Origin of the sequence: Halalkalicoccus subterraneus (assembly GCF_003697815.1) — an archaeon.
Lineage (GTDB): Archaea > Halobacteriota > Halobacteria > Halobacteriales > Halalkalicoccaceae > Halalkalicoccus > Halalkalicoccus subterraneus.
Genome location: NZ_RDQG01000078.1, coordinates 104,311 through 120,573 on the forward strand (window position 1 = coordinate 104,311; position 16,263 = coordinate 120,573).

Below are 16,263 nucleotides of genomic sequence, written 5' to 3' on the forward strand. Positions count from 1 at the left end.
GAATACACTCGTCTCGTTGAGTATAGAGCACGGAAAGACCTATTCAGCGGTCGGTTGTTTCGGCGGTCGTGCCACATCTTCAGTTCGAAACGACGATCGATCTCGACAGGGCTGCAAAACACGACTTTGCGGACACGGTAACCGAGCTGTATGCCGATCATATGGCGACCGGGACAGGCCACGTTGCAGTCACGATCCACACACTTGCGGATGGATTTTTCTCACTCGGACGGCTTGAGCCCGATGCTGATGCAGTAATGCTCAACGCCGACATCCGGGAGGGACGAGAGTTCGAACAGCAACGGGCATTCGTTCGTGCGGCCTTCGAGACTGCTCACGAGCAGTGGGCCATTCCAACGGCGAATATGTACGCAGTTGTAACCGAACATTCGGGAGAGCAGTTTCACGAGTACGACCGCGTCCTGTCCTCTTGGGACGCCGACGAAACGGAGACTGGCGCTGATTGAACGCTCTTGGGTTCGATCGCTTGAAGCGGATTGATGCGTGATTATACTTGAGTGAGATGAGTGATCCATTTATCGTCCAGTCGAGAGACAACCCACATCAGGACCAGCCCCTCGAGACTGCAGGTGCGCCACCGGAAGCGGCAGATGCAGTTGTCGTAGCGGCGCGATGGGCGGGATCGCGACCCGCCGCAGCGGTCCCCACTACCGAGTTTCCGGTGTAGAGAGGTGCTCGCCGTATTGCAGGCGAGCGACGATGAGCGCCGCGATCGCGAGGGCGACTAGGAGACCCGCGAGGTCGGCGTTGGTGAGCGTGTCGATCATGGAACGGGGGTGGTCAGCGGTCGTAGATTCGAAGCCGGTCGATCGGGTCCTTCTCGATGTTCTCGCCACTGGCGAACGCCGCGTTGTAGACCTCGAGAATCCGGTCGTAGATCTCGATCGAGCGATCTGCCGAGTCGACACCACACTTGACACCGCAGCCGATCTCAGGATAGCCCACTGCGGGCTCGACGCGCACTCGCGAGGAGCAGCGCGGACACCGTCGATCGGCAAAGGCGAACATCCACTCGCTGTCGATGTTCTTGCGGGCGAGGCGCTCGGGGGTGGCGTACCAGATCCACTCATCCCATGCATCCGACGTCGATTTGAGTCGGCGGATCGCGAGCGCTGCCTTTCCATCAATCTCGGTGGGGGCGCCGACCTGCTCGCGGCAGCGTCGGAAGTAGGCGATCAGTGCTGAGCACCCGGAAACGAGCTCACCGCTCGTGAGTGCGCCCTCGCAGGTCCATGAATTGTCGACGCTGTCGTCGATCGGGACGTGGAGTTTGATGCCTGGACCGACCTAGTGGGCCTTTTCGAAGAGAGCAGCGCCGCTGACTGGATCGAACGCGAAGTTGCCTTCATATGTTGTACGGAAAACGGACCGCCCACTGACGACCTCGAGGTCATCCCGCGCGCGTACGGTCCGCCGAGGGGGGCGATTCTGGGGAGGGGGGGGGGGAAGTGGAATCGTGTATCCGAATGACTGGAGGGCTAGACTCGACTCGGTGTTGGCCCACCGGGAACTTATTCAGACTGATACGTGTCCGAAAGAATATATTTCTAATAAGATTTGCTGAAATGAAGTAACCTTCGGGCGATCACGCTTTCCGGACGTACTCCGAGGTGATTGCCCCGTCCTTCCTGGAGTATCGATACAGGTACGAAGCATGCCCATTCCCGTCGTTGCAGGTACAGTCGCTCCCGCATTTGACGCGCTCTTTGGTGAGCATCCCCTTCCCCCCAGAATCCTCATTGACGTTAACGGGCTCGGCGTCGTCGGGATCGACCGGCCGGCGCTGATAGGCGAGCAGCTCGTCAATATACTCGCGGACGTTCGCAAGCGTCTCGCTATCCTGTTTGAGCAGGCCGTCGGCGAGGTAATTCGGGAGCGATCCGGGGGCAATAGGGGCGTCGGTCGAGTCGGTCATAACCTTATGTAACACATAGAGCCATTATTACATAACTGTTTGTGTAAGATTAGGCTCGAACAAGAGCGTACTACCCGGAGTCCGACGGTGAGGACGAACTCTCGCTGAACGTCGGTGAACTCTTTGTTCCATATCTCCCAGAGCCGCGACTGGCTCAGCGCACCGCTCAGGTCGTGGTCGTGCGCGACGGGGAACCCGAAGTCGCGGCAGACGTTAGGGAAGAATTTGAGGAATCGGTGGAGGTGCTTTTCGCGGCAGTCCCACGCAAGCCGGAGTATATGGGCCTTCACCTACGAATAAAAAGACTGACACTACTCGATAGCACGAAAAACTCCATATAAAAAGTATGTATCTTGGTTGAGGCTGAGCGTGAATTGTGAGATGGCGGGTGCGAACTTATCGGAGTTCACCGACCGCAAATGCTATACGGTATAGAAGTTATTGTCCTGATATGTATGGAACAGTTCGGGGTTCGCTTGAAGACTGGTATAATCCGAGTGTTCAGTCTGCGGTGATTCTGTTGATGGGGTCAAGTTTTAGTCTCTTTCTGCTCCTCAACAGTCCCGATTTTACGAACCCGTACTACGTTTTCGGAGTCGGAGTAATGGGCTTCACAATCGTCTTTGCGGCGGTTATGCTCATTTCTGTGCTACTGAAGCGCCGATAGACTACTACTCTGTATTGAACGGCCTGTCCGTGAGAAGTAGTTGCGAAATTAAGTTCGCTGAACGAGAAACCCAAGCGATTATTTTTGACGTGCCTGCCTTCAGGTAGTTTCGTAACGTGTTCCAAAAATAGGATTTATCAATCACTTCAGACTTCGTCAGGTTTGGTGGTCTCGTGTGCGCCAGATGGTCCTTGATCCTCCGGTGAGCGTGCCGGGGCAATCAAACACAACGTCTTCGATGGTTCGCCCCCGACAACCTCGAACTTGTGCTCAGTGTTAGCTGGAGTAACGATAGTATCGCCAGGTGAGGCATGGAACTCTTCCCCGTCGACCTCCCAACGCATCTCCCCAGTACGCATGAAAATGATATGGGTTTCAGTGTGCGAGTGAGGTTCACTGGCTTTGTCCGAATCGTGAGTCCGTGCGTCGATTTCACAGTCCTTGAGGATGATGTGTTCGTCGTCTCCTTCTGTCGCCATAAACGGGTGGTACGGTGTTGTGTTGGGGTCTGTCATTGTGTTCCTCCCATTTTGTGGACCGCCCGGTAACGTTCGTGCTGTATCGCGATATTCCTTGTGACGGACTGGGTTGATGAGGAGCAGCGAAACCACCCCTTCGAAACTACTCTAACGATGGACTGAGTCTTGCGTCGACTATCTACTGCGAGCTCGCCCTTCGAAGTAAAACACGCGTGGGTGTCTAGACTCAATGCCGGGTTTTGAAGCCCCTACGTCACACAGACGGGGTGGTTGGTTCGAACTATGCGTCTTCGTATTGTCCCGTTGTTAGGACATCACGCTCTCTGCGGGGGGTTACTCGAGGTTCCGATCACAACGATGGTGATAGCGGGCGGCTGCCTCAAGCTCGATAACGACGAGCTCCTTCTCGCGACGTTTTGTCTGTTCGACCTCGTCTTTTCCAAGCTTCTCGAGGAAGGCCATGACTCAGGCCACAGTCTGTGTGTGAGGGTTCGTCCCTTCGACGGCGGTATGACCTTCGCAATCGTCCGACTGTTCAACACGAGCCCAGCAGGTGCCTTCTCGGCGTAATCGCGAACGTCGCGTACAATGCTCGTCTCAGTCAATGCCAACTTCGTCTCGTGGAAGGTCGTTTGGTTGGCTTCCTGCTTCGTCGCACCGAACCTACTCACCTCAAAGAGAGAGCCAACACCAACGAAGATTGCCCCGCATCCGCCGAGGAACGCCACCAGAAGCCATCCACTCAGTCCCTCGTGTAGGAGCTGCACACCTGTGGTTCCGGCGATTCAGAGACCGCTCACCAGCGGAGCGACTCCGGTCACATTCCTACTTGACATGAATAGCTCGTCGGAACCCACGGTGAAAAGTCTCTAGGAACACTCTTCTTCTCCATATCGTCCACTAACACATACGCACATCAACCTAACAGCTGCTTCATTTTCCTTAATTGGGAACTGAAGTTAGTACCAACCGCTACATACAGGCAAAGATGATCACATCAGCTACTCGTTATCTGTCACTGAACCATCCTGCATGTTCTGGGTTGCCAAGCACATCTGACCACCAGTAGGAAAGCAAGATCACAACCGCCATCAGAAGCCCTGATAGAACTCCAAATATGACGGTATCGCCGAAGAGATAAGAGACAACCCCGATTGCTGCTGGCATCGTCAATAAAAGAGCAACTGACTGTCGGAGCGCAAGTGACGTATCCATCTCAGCCACAATATGATTATATCATCGGTGTTACATGTATGCTCTTCGACAATGGATAAGTACGAACTACCTACCAGTTGCTTCACTTGCCTGCCTAAGAAATCGAGAGAGGCTGATAGATACAGGCGAAGTAGATAACGGAGCAGCAATCAATCATACGATACCTGTCAAGAACAGTGCGCTGAATACAGAGGGAGAGTTCAGCACGGCGAGTCTATTTACTTTACACTAGTAAAGCGTCCATTAGAAAGGCTGTGCGAACCAAACGCCGACCCCTGGCACAGTTTTTTATTCATCCGATAGCAGACTCCAAGTATGAACGACCAACTCAAGTGGGGAATTGGAACCCTCATTCTTGGCGGAGTCGGGTTTGTTCTTCTCGGAATTACTGGTGCATTTCAGAACCCATTTGGGCCAAATATACAAAATAGACCAGTCAACTTGATTGCGATTGGGGGCAGTCTCCTTCTCGTTGTCTCTGGAGTCGCAACAGTCGTACAATCTCGCCGCCCTGATTAGTGCACAACCTGAATCAAACGGTTCAGTTCTTTATCAATTGCTGAAGTCAGTCTGACCGACTCGCGCTCTGTATTCAGCACGGATCTATCAACACCTCTCTCATTTGATGGAACAGTCACGTTAGATTCGCACGTTCTACGTATCAGTGGCGTCACCGAAGTTTGACGTGAAATCAAGTCAGTCAGATCATTCTATGCTATCTTTCCTTGTGCAACAATCGCCTTTGTGAGGAAGAGAAATGTTGCACAAGGAAAGACGGACGGAGAAATATTAGATATAGAGACATATTTGGTATGCCCACGTTCTTAGACAGGCCAGGTATGCCTACGTCTTGATGGGGTCGGATGATCCCCAAATACTAGAAATAGGACCATTATAGTGTATCCATGCATATAATAGTCAAAACCGCATGACGAGAGTTAATCGACCACTATTCTATAGTACTATACCAACTTGCAACCAGTCTCTCACTCCACACAATTGACAAGATTCTTTGAGCGTTATATATAGGGATTTCACTCTCCACTATGATATAGATTGAAAAGCCAATAGGCGATTACACTTACAACTATGACTCCGAAGATGCCAGCCAGCCAGTTTCCATCAACAACAAACTCACGTATACCTCCTGTAGCGCCTCTAAAGGCAAATAGGACGAGTAAAACAAGTGCTAAGCGGCGAAAAGAAAAGCCGAGTTTCTTTCCGGAGCCCGGCTGATCTGTTTTCATGTTATACAATATTTATCTCTATCTGAATAGTTCTTTTCCTGTTCAGTTTGCACACCTACCGAACGACTGTTCCAGCGGGGACGTTGTCGAGACAATAGGATTTCAACAGAGTCCATGAAAAAGGTGTCAGTCGACCCGCTCTGCAGGACGTGTCGAGTTACTGTCTTTGAGACCCGGGCTGACTAGATCGGGTATCTCATTGGTGAAGCCTGTGAAGTACTTCTCACGGGTTCAGCCTCAACGGCAAACTAGGCTGCTCTGTTTCGATTGTGATACCCTGATCACTACATCCTTACGAACGAAAACTATCGACACCAATCCATCCAGGGTATGTTAGCCAAAATCACGTAAAACACGGATCCACTTGGACCAACCATGGAGAGAAACGAATACGCAATCCTCGTGGTCATCGCCCTTGCGACGATTGTACTCGGTACCCTCACGACATCAAGGCCCTTGTGGCCGTTCTTCGTCGAAAGTACGCGCCAGTTCGTGACGACAACCGCGGCAATGGCGTGGATCACATGGTGGGCGCTCGTCGTCGGGTTCGCTATCGCTGGCGGCGTCGAGGCCTGGACGTCCGATGAAAAAGTCTCGGACCTGCTTGATGGCCACGGGCTCCGTGAGATCGGCTACGGGTCGCTGTTCGGGTTCGTCTCCTCATCGTGCTCCTATAGTGCTATCGCTACAGCGAAAAACCTCTTCAAGAAGGGGGGATCAGCGGCCGCGACCATTGGCGCGTTCATGTTCGCGTCGACGAATCTCGTTATCGAGATCGGCATCGTGATCTATCTCCTGCTGGGTTGGCAGTTCCTAGTGGCGGACCTCCTTGGTGGGTTCATGCTGATCGGACTGATGGCGTTCGGCTTTGTCTATCTCACGCCCAACGAGATCATCGAACAGGCTCGAGAGAACATCCAAGACGAGAACGGCTCGACAGTTCAAGACCCAGTCTGTGGGATGGAAATCGATCCAGAGGAGGCTGACTACTCGATTGAACACGACGGCCAGACCTACTACTTCTGCTCACAATCCTGTAAGGACAGTTTCGATCCTGAGGAAGCCAGCACGACCATCCGGGAGCAGGCAACCTCCCTCTCTGGCTGGAAAGCGCTCGCGGACAAGCAATGGTCCGAGTGGGGGATGCTTTGGGACGAAATCGCCATTGGCTTCATCTTTGCCGGCTTGATCGCCGGCTTCATCCCCGAGAGCGTCTGGACCTCGGTATTCTCAGGACCGACGTTCGGCCTGCCAGTGTACGTCTTCTGGACAGCGATCCTCGGTGCAGTCATCGGCGTCGCGACGTTTGTCTGCTCGGTTGGGAATGTCCCATTTGGCGCGGTCCTCTACGCGAACGGCCTGCCGTTCGGATCCGTGCTCTCGTACATTTATGCGGACCTCATTGTCCCGCCAATCATGGACGCCTATCGCGAGTACTACGGAACGAAGTTCGCGGCCATCCTTTCGGGGATGATCTTTTTCTCGGCTGTGCTCACGGGGTTTGTTATCCACTTCATTTTCCTCGGAGCAGGCGTCATCCCGGATCCCTCTAGTGTTCGGATCGCCGAGGTCGGCATCGAGATGAACTACAAGTTGGTCCTGAATGTACTCGCGACGATCTTCTTCCTCTTTCTCTACTGGCTCCACCGTTCGGAATCAGTCGGCGAGGAAGGCAGCCACGGTGAACACACCCATACTGCGGACTGACTGCCAGTCTCATCTCTGATCGTCTTCTATATCGGCTACTGTATCCTACGAGCGATTAACTAGTGACTGTTTCTCCGGAGCGGATACCAGCGGGAGTCCACGTGAAGACGGCTTGGGAGAATCTAGTATTACAATTATAATATATATCATTATCAGAGTATAGTAGAGAAGTTGCGAATAGATGATCGAAGCAGATCGCATGAACGAGTTAACGAGTTTCCAGCGAGACAGCCTGTGGATAATCGCCGGCCTGAGCGACCCGAATGGAGTGACAATCAGAGACGAACTCGAAGCGTATTATGACACAGCGATTCAGGCTGGGCGACTCTATCCGAATCTCGATACGCTTGTGAACAAAGGGCTAGCCCACAAGGACGAAGTAGACGGACGAACGAACGCATATACTCTGACCGATCACGGTCATCAAGTACTTGACGCCCGTTGTGAGTGGATCGGGACGTATCTCAACGGGATTGCAGACGAATGAACTGACACCGGTTGATTACCTCACGATGAGTGCCTCGGTGGTGTCATCACCGTTCAAGAGATAGTGGCGAGTGAGCACAATCTCCTTGTCGAGCTGATCGCGACGAATTCACAGGATCTGACCGAGATCACGAATGAACTCGAGGATCTGAACCTCGCTATTCACACCTCCCAGATCGTCACGAGTACGTTCAATCAGCCGTTCAATTATTTCGAGCACAGCCGGTCTCGAGCTGCCGTCTCCGACGCCTCCGAAGATGCTACGATTGAGCACGCTCCACCTGCTAATCAGGAGTGAATTTCCTTACAGCCACTGTGATTTTCGCACTAATAGTAGTAATAAGCAGAACACTAATGAAGACTAAGCACGATGCTCTTGTGCGGGAAGGGTTAGCGAGAAACCCGAAGGAAGGGTGCCTCTGACACGCCTCGCTTCCCCTCTCGCTCTGGAGAAGGGGGACGAAGCAATAGCTACTACGGGAGAGTATTACTTAAATGTCACTGGAACGGCTTCAAATTGCACTTTTCCCAGAAGAGACGTGGGAGCGTCAGTAGCGGGATCGACACGAATGTTCGACCTGGAGTACTGCTGACTCTGAAGGCGTTGATAGCGACTGAATGGTAGACAACCTTGTGCAACTCTGGCCGTGTCAAGAGGATTCGTTGCACAAGGCTGTATCTGATCACACCGTGGTGTGATATGCTCGCGAAGCCAGAATCAGAGAACCCGTTTCTACTCCCTCTACTACTACTTATTCAGGAGGAGGCTGCTCGGAGTTGCAACTAGGAACGGAGGGCGTACCCGGGATGGTTGTCGAAAGCTATGCGTCGTCTTCTTGGCTCGTTGTTAGGACATCACGTTTCCTGCAGGGGGTTGCTCGAGATCCCGATCACAACGATCGTGATAGCGGTCGGCCGCATTCTCGTCGACCACAACGAGCTTCTTGCCACGCCGTTTCGTCTGCTCGACGTCGTCTTTGCCCAGTTTCTCGAGGAAGTTCATGACACGGGCCACAGTTTGGGTGTGGGGCTTCGAGCCTTCAGCGGCGGTGATGACCTTCTTGATCGTCTGGCTATCGAGCACGAGTCCAGCCTTTCAGACGAACCCCTTGTGGGGTTGAAGCACGGTGTGTGTTGCACGAGCGTTAACCGACCGCCGGGCTTTCAGACGAACCCCTTGTGGGGTTGAAGCTTTTCCGCCGGGCGTTCATGGGCCACGACGCAACTCTTTCAGACGAACCCCTTGTGGGGTTGAAGCCCCGTGCTCATGGGGGTTCGACACCGACGACCTAGCTTTCAGACGAACCCCTTGTGGGGTTGAAGCACGGACGGAGAGAGCACCAACACCGACGCGCCGACTTTCAGACGAACCCTAGTTGGGTTGAAGCAGGCTCTCCAATTTCCGGGCCGGAAACGTACTCATGCTTTCAGACGAACCCTTTGTGGGGTTGAAGCGATGTCACAGACGGGGGAGAGATACTACGGATCCGATCACGATACGTCGAGCCACGAATCGTATTGACTACAGTATCGACGCCGGCATCACTAATAGCATAGCGACTATAGACCGTGAGCCTCCACAGAGATATCATCAGTACCGGCGTGGCTGCATCGCGGTAATAGGGGCGAGTACGAGTTCATGAGCCATGTACTGATGGGCGAGGAATTCGGCAATTTCCCGCGATGTTGGTCCAGCAGTTAGACTAAGGTCAACCTCTTTGCCATCGATAAGTGCCGGTTTTGCTCTGGTCGTCCATGCATTCTCATACTGCTGAGTGCAGACGACAAGCTGACGAGTCGTATCGTTGCACCACACTGTCTGAGTAGGGGTGCGCTCAACGCGCTGCCACTCGCCTAATTCTTCGTCCTTGGATTCGTCGCGGTGCGGAAGAATCCATCCGAGTACACGACTCATCACATCCTGGCCAGGAATTGGTATAGAGTTGAGTAAGGCCATAGTGGCCATTAGCACGGATTTGAACCCCTTGATAGTATCGGGGCCATTCTACTGAACAGAATTAATCAGAATTGGACGACTATTTGGAGCCGTGAGATCCTCCCCGCGGTAAACGATGGGTCCTCTCGCTATTGGGAGATAGTTGCGCAGCACAAATAGACTCCGTGTACTCTGTACAGAGAGTTTACCTTGTGCAACATTCGGCTTCCTCATCGTAGAAGGCCATCAATGAGGTTTTGGACATTCGTGGTGGGCAGGCGTGTGGGTTTCGTTTAGTAGTATTCGTGCCGCCAGTTGTGTACGCGCTCGCCTGTCGAATATTCGTCTCAAGGACGCGAATATCATACGATCAAGGGCCTTGTGCAACGAGTATTACTTGGACACTATAGCTGTTGCACAAGGTTGCAGAGCATCCTCTTAGAGACAGTCGACACGGTCAATATTCCACGGGAAAGGAAACTATTCCGTAGAGCAAGAACTATATCTCTCACTGTATAAGACTAAGTATGTCCAATACAGAAGCGCCAGATTCTCCACCGTCGTTCGAAGATCCATTTCGCGGTGATGACGTCGAACAACGTATCTACGGGACGATCCTGCAGACACGGAAGCCGACGACAGCAAGTGATATCGCCACACGAGTCGAGTGCGATCCAAAAACTGCCCGGAAATACTTGGGCTGGTTTGCCGATCTCGGAATCGTCACGCAGTATGACGGTCATCCGACCACATACGAGCGCAACAATGCATACTTTGAGTGGCGACGTATCAACCAGCTTGCTGCCGAACACTCCGTCGAATCACTCCAAGAGCACGTCCACCAACTAACGACGCGAATCGCTACATACGAAGAGACATACGACGCCACGACGCCGGCAACCGTCGACGCTCTCAGAGTCGCGGAGGAGAACGACGACAGGACGATCGACGATGTCTACAGCGACCTCAGTGACTGGGCGACCGCTCACGAGGAGCGAAAGCGCTACGAACGTGCTCGCCAGCAACGAGCTAGTACCGAGACCGAGCAGGCATCTGGGTAGCCATATCCATGGTTCCGCCGACAAGTGATGGAGGGAGCCCCGCCCCCATCGATCGCCCGATTCTCGAATTTCTACAGATACGTCTCCAAGCTACAAGTCAAGTTGCCCGAACAACGATTACGAGCACAAGCGGCCATCTTGAACTCCGAGTCGTATTCACACCAACCTACTATCCCGTCACCGTCGACGAAGCACAGCTGACAGTTCGTTGGTATACAAACGGCGACTTCAAACTCCACTATCGAGAGGTGCATTCAGAGCACACCTGGGAGTGCCGATGGGACCGACATCCGAACCCTCACAATACGCGGGACCATTTTCATCCCCCTCCCACTGCCGCAACACCCGGCAACGATGAATCCTGGCCGGCCGATCATCGCGACGTACTGGCGCTCGTCCTTGAGGAGATTGAAGACCGAATCGCGGTCTTGTGGGACACGTGAGGGATTATGAACGGATAACAAAAGGCCGGCAAGCCCCGACATTCGATGTTGAGTGGCAGTTTGTCGAAAATGAATCGTATTACCGCATCCACTACGCCGACTCGAACACCGGATTCAATTGTGGCTGGCATCGCGACGACGACCATCCTGAACTAGGACCAATTCATTTCCAATATCACGACCCACTGAGAGATGGACAACACTACGAATGTACCCGGTTCAAAAAGACGGTCCCAACCGAGATCCTCTGGGCCGCTCTTGACGAACTCTTTGAACGCCGGATTCCGACTCTTACAGAGGAACGCTAACGACAGCACGTGCCGTTCTCTTAGAGTTGCTGTTCAAAGAATTCGGTCGGCTTGTCCGCAGCTTGATCGACGCACTCGTACCGCTTCGACCGTGTTCTGTGTCCTCACTGTAGTGGAGCGTGGCTGTCTCGGTGCCAGCGATCATCAGCAGGAGTCGTGGAGCGATCTTGTCGACGTCGACATAGGAGGCGAACTGCTCGAATAGGCCGGCGCTGTAGACCACTCAACCCAGCGATGACAGAGATTTCCCAGTCCCCAATATAGTAAACCATACTAATCGAACTACACTCATGTCTGGAGATCCCGACGCGTTGGGCACGCAGCTCTATCGAGCCTACCGAGATGCCGAGCCAATCAACTTGACAGCACTTCCATCAAAACTAACGATTGAGGAGGGATACGCGGCCCAAGACGCGTTTCTAGACCACCGAATCTCTGCCGAGGGGGAACCGGTTGGATACAAGATCGGCTTCACGAGCGAGGCTGTTCGGACTGGTCTCGGCGTCGATGCTCCGGCATTCGGGCGTCTCCTTGCCGATACCGTGCGAGACGATCGGCGCTTCGAGACAGAACTACGAATCGAACCGAGAATCGAGCCGGAGATTGCCTTTCTGATAGGAGATGATCTATCGCCGCCGGTGAGTCGCCTCGACGTTCTCAGTGCGACTGAGCTACTCGTGCCAGCTATTGAGATCGTCGACAGCCGAATCCACAACTGGGACCTTACAGGACCAACGGCAATTGCCGACAATGCGCTCGCAGCCCGACTCCTGATTGGCGATCGAATAGCGGCCAGTGATGTCGATCTCGTCCGTGAAGGGGTAGACGTGCTGATCGACGGTGTTCGTCGGGCAACGGGGACCGGCGCAGCAGTGCTCGGCCATCCAGCTGATGCCGTCGCCTGGCTCGCAGAGACGCTCTCCGAACATAATGAGACGCTCAAAGCAGGAGATATCGTCACAACGGGTTCGATTACCGAACCGATCCCTATCGAAGCTGGTCAAACAGCTGTTGTCCGCTTCTCGTCGCTCGGCTCCGTCGTCGCACACGCCGAATAACCCATGATATAGAAATCGAGACGCAGGACTGAACCAGCCGTTGTAACTCCGCATACTCTCCGGTGAGTTGCGTGTCTCGCCTTTCACGAGCCGATGAACTACGTAGTCGGTGATCGATACATGGTTGCAGCCCTCTTCGATGAAGACCGAGCACTACGGTTCTCTAACTACCCGCGAATCTCACTGAACGCCGTAAACGGAACTCAGGCGAGTTCGATCTTTCAACTGTCGAGCCGGCGTCCTACCAGTAGTATCGAGAGACGTACGATGTCGGCCTGTAATAAGGAGCGTATCCGTTGAGTAGAACCAACAAAGGGGAGTCGATCCGCAAAGAGAGTCTACCTTGTTCAACGGTCCATGCTCAGGAAGCAATTTGTTGCACAAGGTAATCTCAGGTGAAAGGTTACATTTGCTAGTGCAGCAACGAAGCTACGAAGAAACACTACATACAATAAGTTTAAGTTGTATTGTGATTCGTCTGTCGTATGGCGATAGATTTGGTCATATCGGGTGGAACATTAGCAACTCCGAGACGATTGATAGATTGTGATATCGCGGTCAACGACAGCAAAATCGCTGCGATTGGTGACAAGCAAACATTTCCTGAAGCCAAGGAAAGGGTAGATGCGTCAGGATTGCTTGTAATGCCCGGTGTCGTTGATCCACACGTCCATATCGATGGATACCTTTCACGCGAAACATACGAAGCTGGGACAAGCGCGGCCGCACTAGGTGGCATTACATCCTGCATTAATTTCGCGTGGGAAGCATGGGTCGGCGATCTCAGTATTTGGGAGGAAGAAGGCACCCTATTAGAGGCAGTCCAGCGACAAAAAAAGAAAGGCAAAGAGTCGGTAATCGACTTTGGGCTCCATGGAGCAATTACCCGCGAGGATCCTGCAGTCTTCGACGAATTAGAGGACGTGATCGATGAAGGCGTCACCTCGGTAAAGATGTTCACAGCCTATGAGATCGGTCTCTCGAATGGGTTTATTAATCGCGTTTTCGAGCATGTAGCTGACCATGATATTGTCGGCGTTCTCCATACGGAAGATGCCTCAGTTCGTGAGCAGCTGACTCAAGAGTTACAGGCTGAAGGGAAACACCAGCCCCAGTACTATCCACAGGCACGACCGGATTATGCCGAAGCGATGGCTGCTGAGAGTGCGGTGCGAATGGCACAAGAAGCCGGCGCGAAATACTATGGTATCCACACGACCAGCCAGAAAGCTGCCGACATACTTGCCTCCTACCAGACTGACGGCAGCGAAGTCCGTGGTGAAACCTGTACCCAGTATACCACACTGGACGAATCAGCATACGAAGAGCAAGGAACGCTTCCAATTATGGCTCCACCACTGCGGACACCGGCCGATCGAGACGCCCTCTTCGAGCATCTCGCTACTGGTGCGTTAAGTGTAGTTTCGACCGACCACAACGCGTTCAAGCGTTCAGAGAAGACCGTTGAGAACTGGTGGGATAGCTCCTTCGGGGCGAACGGATTACAGACGAGTTTACCAGTGTTCCATGACGAAGCAGTGAACAAACGCGGGTACTCATATCCATTCTTGGTGCAGGTAATGTGTACGAACCCAGCTCAAACATTCGGCCTTTCTGAGAAAGGAACACTCGAACCAGGTACAGACGCTGATATCGTCCTATTTGATCCGAACGAATCGTACACGATTTCTGCAGCCGATAACGCCTCCATTGCCGATTACTCAATTTATGAAGGCAAGGAAGTCACTGGCAGGGTGAAGAAAACCTATCTTAGGGGAGAACTGATCGCTGACGAAGGCACAGTCGTTGGCGAGCCTGGCTATGGCGAATTCATCGACCGAGACCGACCGGACTGGCAGGCCAACTAACCACGTATCTCGGTGAGATGGTTAGTTCATCTATCTTCATTAACTCAACCCAGTGCTACTAGTGAATCAGTTCGATAAGCTGGGCGTGCAAATTCTTTGTGGATTTGGTCTACGGAAGCACCGAAAATCGGCTCACAATCGTATAGAGTTCTCAATTCCGGTGCATTCAATTACTCTTCAGTGGTTCTGTACCGTCCTCTAATACAGATTCGGTAACGTAGCTGTTGAGTTCTGCTTTTGAGAGGATAGCATAGGTGACGAAAGCAGTTGGTAGGCCAATAACCCATGAGAGATCCAAAACCGGGAGGCTCACTGCCACACCAGCAAGCAGGCTAACGATACCAGTTACGGAAAATCCCCGAACGAACCAGAACTTCGAGGAGGCGGTTCTATCGTACAACGACTCGATATCGGTGTCACGATTTCTGGTAATCCAGTAATCAGCGAGGAGAATACCAACGATCGGACCGAGGAAGGCCGAGTAGAACTGGATAAAGGTAGAGAAGAGAGCACTACTGAAAAGCAACCATGGGAATGAAATAAAGGACAATACAGTGGTGATTACGAGTCCTTGCTTCCACGTTACACCGAGCGAATCCTGGAATACGTGTGTGGGCGGGAGGAGGTTATTTACGAGATTTGTCGATATTTGAGCTAAGATCGCGAATAGCAGCATTGCAGCCCCCAGAGCAGCATTGAGAGCAACCGCCATTATCGCTTCAACAGGATTCGTAATCCCTGTTGTGACGCTGAACAAGAGCCCAACAAGCAGCATAAACAGGTACGCAGGAACGAGACCAAGTATGTTGCCGACTGCGAGATTCACTGTGCCCCGGCTCGTATCCAAATGTCGAGTGATATCGGAGATATTCAGAGCAGCAGTGATAAGCTGACCGCCAACTGCTGCAATGAATCCAACAAATGGCAACCCCCACGAGCCTTCGTAGGCAACTGGTTCTGTCGGAATCGATTGTGTGGTTAGGACGACGTAGGCGGTGTAGGCTAGCAAAACAACGATAACGAGCGCAGATAAGGTGTCGAACCAAGCAATCGAATCAATGCCAGACCACGCAAGTGCGACGTTCAGCAGTGCAAACAGGACGAAATAAACGCGCACATCACCGAAATTCCAGAGAGTCGTAGTGATTGTATTGATGGCTAACGCTCCGATCCAGTTACCAATGCCAAGATAGACAATGGCAGGTACTGCTCTGAGATAATTCGGAATTATCGAACCTCGGACTCCGAATGCAGAGCGTGTTTGAACAGCAAATGGAATCCCCTCTTCGAATCCAGGGAAGCCGTTTAGACAGAACAGAATTCCTAGTATGACCGATCCAATCAATGACGCAACAATCACCTGTAAGAGGTTGAGTTGTCCCTGTGGATATATAGCAAAGAATGCAACGGCCATTGATTGGACAACAATGACAGCCGCCCACCAAAGTGGAATATATTGGAAGAGATTCATCGTCCGGTTATCGGGTGAAACCGGAGTCAGATCCTCTGCTGCCGATTCTTGACTCATGGTATCCCTACGATTGACGTTAGTATCATATCTTCATCCGAGTGGGAATACAGATAGTTTTAAAATTCTTTGTTTGAGGAGTCTATAGGATGATGAAGATCTGCTAATTGTGGTATATTTCTTACAAACAATCGGTAGAAATCGGCTAGAAACTCAGACGTTAGGTTCTGCTTAGATAGTATCTCACTAATTCTCTGACTGTCATAACTACGTCGTACTCACTTTTATCCCTAACTTCATAGTCGTCTTTTTTCTCGAATATCTATGCTATCACAAGACTTTCTACTATATTCTTCCTCATCACACGTGTATATCCGATAGAAG

General features: G+C 52.3%; 15 protein-coding genes. 7 read left to right on the plus strand and 8 right to left on the minus strand.

Annotated features, from left to right (window positions below):
• Nucleotides 1–68: 68 nt before the first annotated feature.
• Nucleotides 69–467 (plus strand): tautomerase, encoded by a 399-nt coding sequence (locus EAO80_RS16360; RefSeq protein ID WP_122090903.1) that lies wholly within the window; start codon nt 69–71, stop codon nt 465–467.
• Nucleotides 468–801: 334 nt separating this feature from the next.
• Here EAO80_RS16360 and EAO80_RS16365 read toward each other — a convergent pair whose 3' ends face one another.
• The 6 genes from EAO80_RS16365 to EAO80_RS19905 form a co-directional block, all read right to left on the minus strand.
• Nucleotides 802–1,029 carry a hypothetical protein gene (locus tag EAO80_RS16365; RefSeq protein WP_122090904.1) on the minus strand — a complete coding sequence of 76 codons (228 nt, stop codon included), beginning with the start codon at nt 1,027–1,029 and terminating at the stop codon, nt 802–804.
• 577 nt (nt 1,030–1,606) lie between these two features.
• Nucleotides 1,607–1,936: a hypothetical protein gene (locus EAO80_RS16375; protein ID WP_122090906.1), complete on the minus strand. Its 330-nt coding sequence runs from the start codon at nt 1,934–1,936 to the stop codon at nt 1,607–1,609.
• A gap of 813 nt (nt 1,937–2,749) precedes the next feature.
• Nucleotides 2,750–3,118: a cupin domain-containing protein gene (locus EAO80_RS16390; RefSeq protein ID WP_122090908.1), complete on the minus strand. Its 369-nt coding sequence runs from the start codon at nt 3,116–3,118 to the stop codon at nt 2,750–2,752.
• A 297-nt stretch (nt 3,119–3,415) separates the two neighbouring features.
• Nucleotides 3,416–3,544 carry a hypothetical protein gene (locus EAO80_RS20675; RefSeq protein ID WP_281273054.1) on the minus strand — a complete coding sequence of 43 codons (129 nt, stop codon included), beginning with the start codon at nt 3,542–3,544 and terminating at the stop codon, nt 3,416–3,418.
• A gap of 546 nt (nt 3,545–4,090) precedes the next feature.
• Entirely contained in the window at nt 4,091–4,297 is a 207-nt protein-coding gene (locus tag EAO80_RS16405) for a hypothetical protein (protein WP_162994057.1), read from the minus strand.
• Between the two features lie 1,034 nt (nt 4,298–5,331).
• Entirely contained in the window at nt 5,332–5,544 is a 213-nt protein-coding gene (locus tag EAO80_RS19905) for a hypothetical protein (protein WP_162994050.1), read from the minus strand.
• A 375-nt stretch (nt 5,545–5,919) separates the two neighbouring features.
• On the opposite strand from EAO80_RS19905, the gene EAO80_RS16410 reads away from it, so the two are divergent.
• Entirely contained in the window at nt 5,920–7,251 is a 1,332-nt protein-coding gene (locus EAO80_RS16410; protein ID WP_122090910.1) for a permease, read from the plus strand.
• 199 nt (nt 7,252–7,450) lie between these two features.
• The gene (locus tag EAO80_RS16415) at nt 7,451–7,738 is read left to right on the plus strand and encodes a helix-turn-helix transcriptional regulator (protein ID WP_122090911.1); all 288 of its coding nucleotides are present in this window, start codon (nt 7,451–7,453) and stop codon (nt 7,736–7,738) included.
• Between the two features lie 846 nt (nt 7,739–8,584).
• Here EAO80_RS16415 and EAO80_RS16425 read toward each other — a convergent pair.
• Nucleotides 8,585–8,821 carry a hypothetical protein gene (locus EAO80_RS16425; RefSeq protein ID WP_245998678.1) on the minus strand — a complete coding sequence of 79 codons (237 nt, stop codon included), beginning with the start codon at nt 8,819–8,821 and terminating at the stop codon, nt 8,585–8,587.
• Nucleotides 8,822–10,200: 1,379 nt separating this feature from the next.
• Here EAO80_RS16425 and EAO80_RS16435 point away from each other — a divergent pair.
• The 4 genes from EAO80_RS16435 to EAO80_RS16460 all read left to right on the plus strand — a co-directional run bounded on the left by EAO80_RS16435 (nt 10,201) and on the right by EAO80_RS16460 (nt 14,411).
• Nucleotides 10,201–10,734 (plus strand): DUF7342 family protein, encoded by a 534-nt coding sequence (locus EAO80_RS16435; RefSeq protein WP_122090913.1) that lies wholly within the window; start codon nt 10,201–10,203, stop codon nt 10,732–10,734.
• Nucleotides 10,735–10,742: 8 nt separating this feature from the next.
• The gene (locus tag EAO80_RS20865) at nt 10,743–11,177 is read left to right on the plus strand and encodes a hypothetical protein (protein WP_122090914.1); all 435 of its coding nucleotides are present in this window, start codon (nt 10,743–10,745) and stop codon (nt 11,175–11,177) included.
• A gap of 598 nt (nt 11,178–11,775) precedes the next feature.
• Nucleotides 11,776–12,543 (plus strand): 2-keto-4-pentenoate hydratase, encoded by a 768-nt coding sequence (locus EAO80_RS16455; protein WP_122090915.1) that lies wholly within the window; start codon nt 11,776–11,778, stop codon nt 12,541–12,543.
• Nucleotides 12,544–13,028: 485 nt separating this feature from the next.
• Entirely contained in the window at nt 13,029–14,411 is a 1,383-nt protein-coding gene (locus tag EAO80_RS16460; RefSeq protein WP_122090916.1) for a dihydroorotase, read from the plus strand.
• Between the two features lie 166 nt (nt 14,412–14,577).
• Here the strand turns inward: EAO80_RS16460 and EAO80_RS16465 are convergent, their stop codons facing one another.
• On the minus strand, nt 14,578–15,939 hold the full coding sequence (locus EAO80_RS16465) for an NCS1 family transporter (protein ID WP_122090917.1): 1,362 nt from the start codon (nt 15,937–15,939) through the stop codon (nt 14,578–14,580).
• Nucleotides 15,940–16,263: the final 324 nt, after the last annotated feature.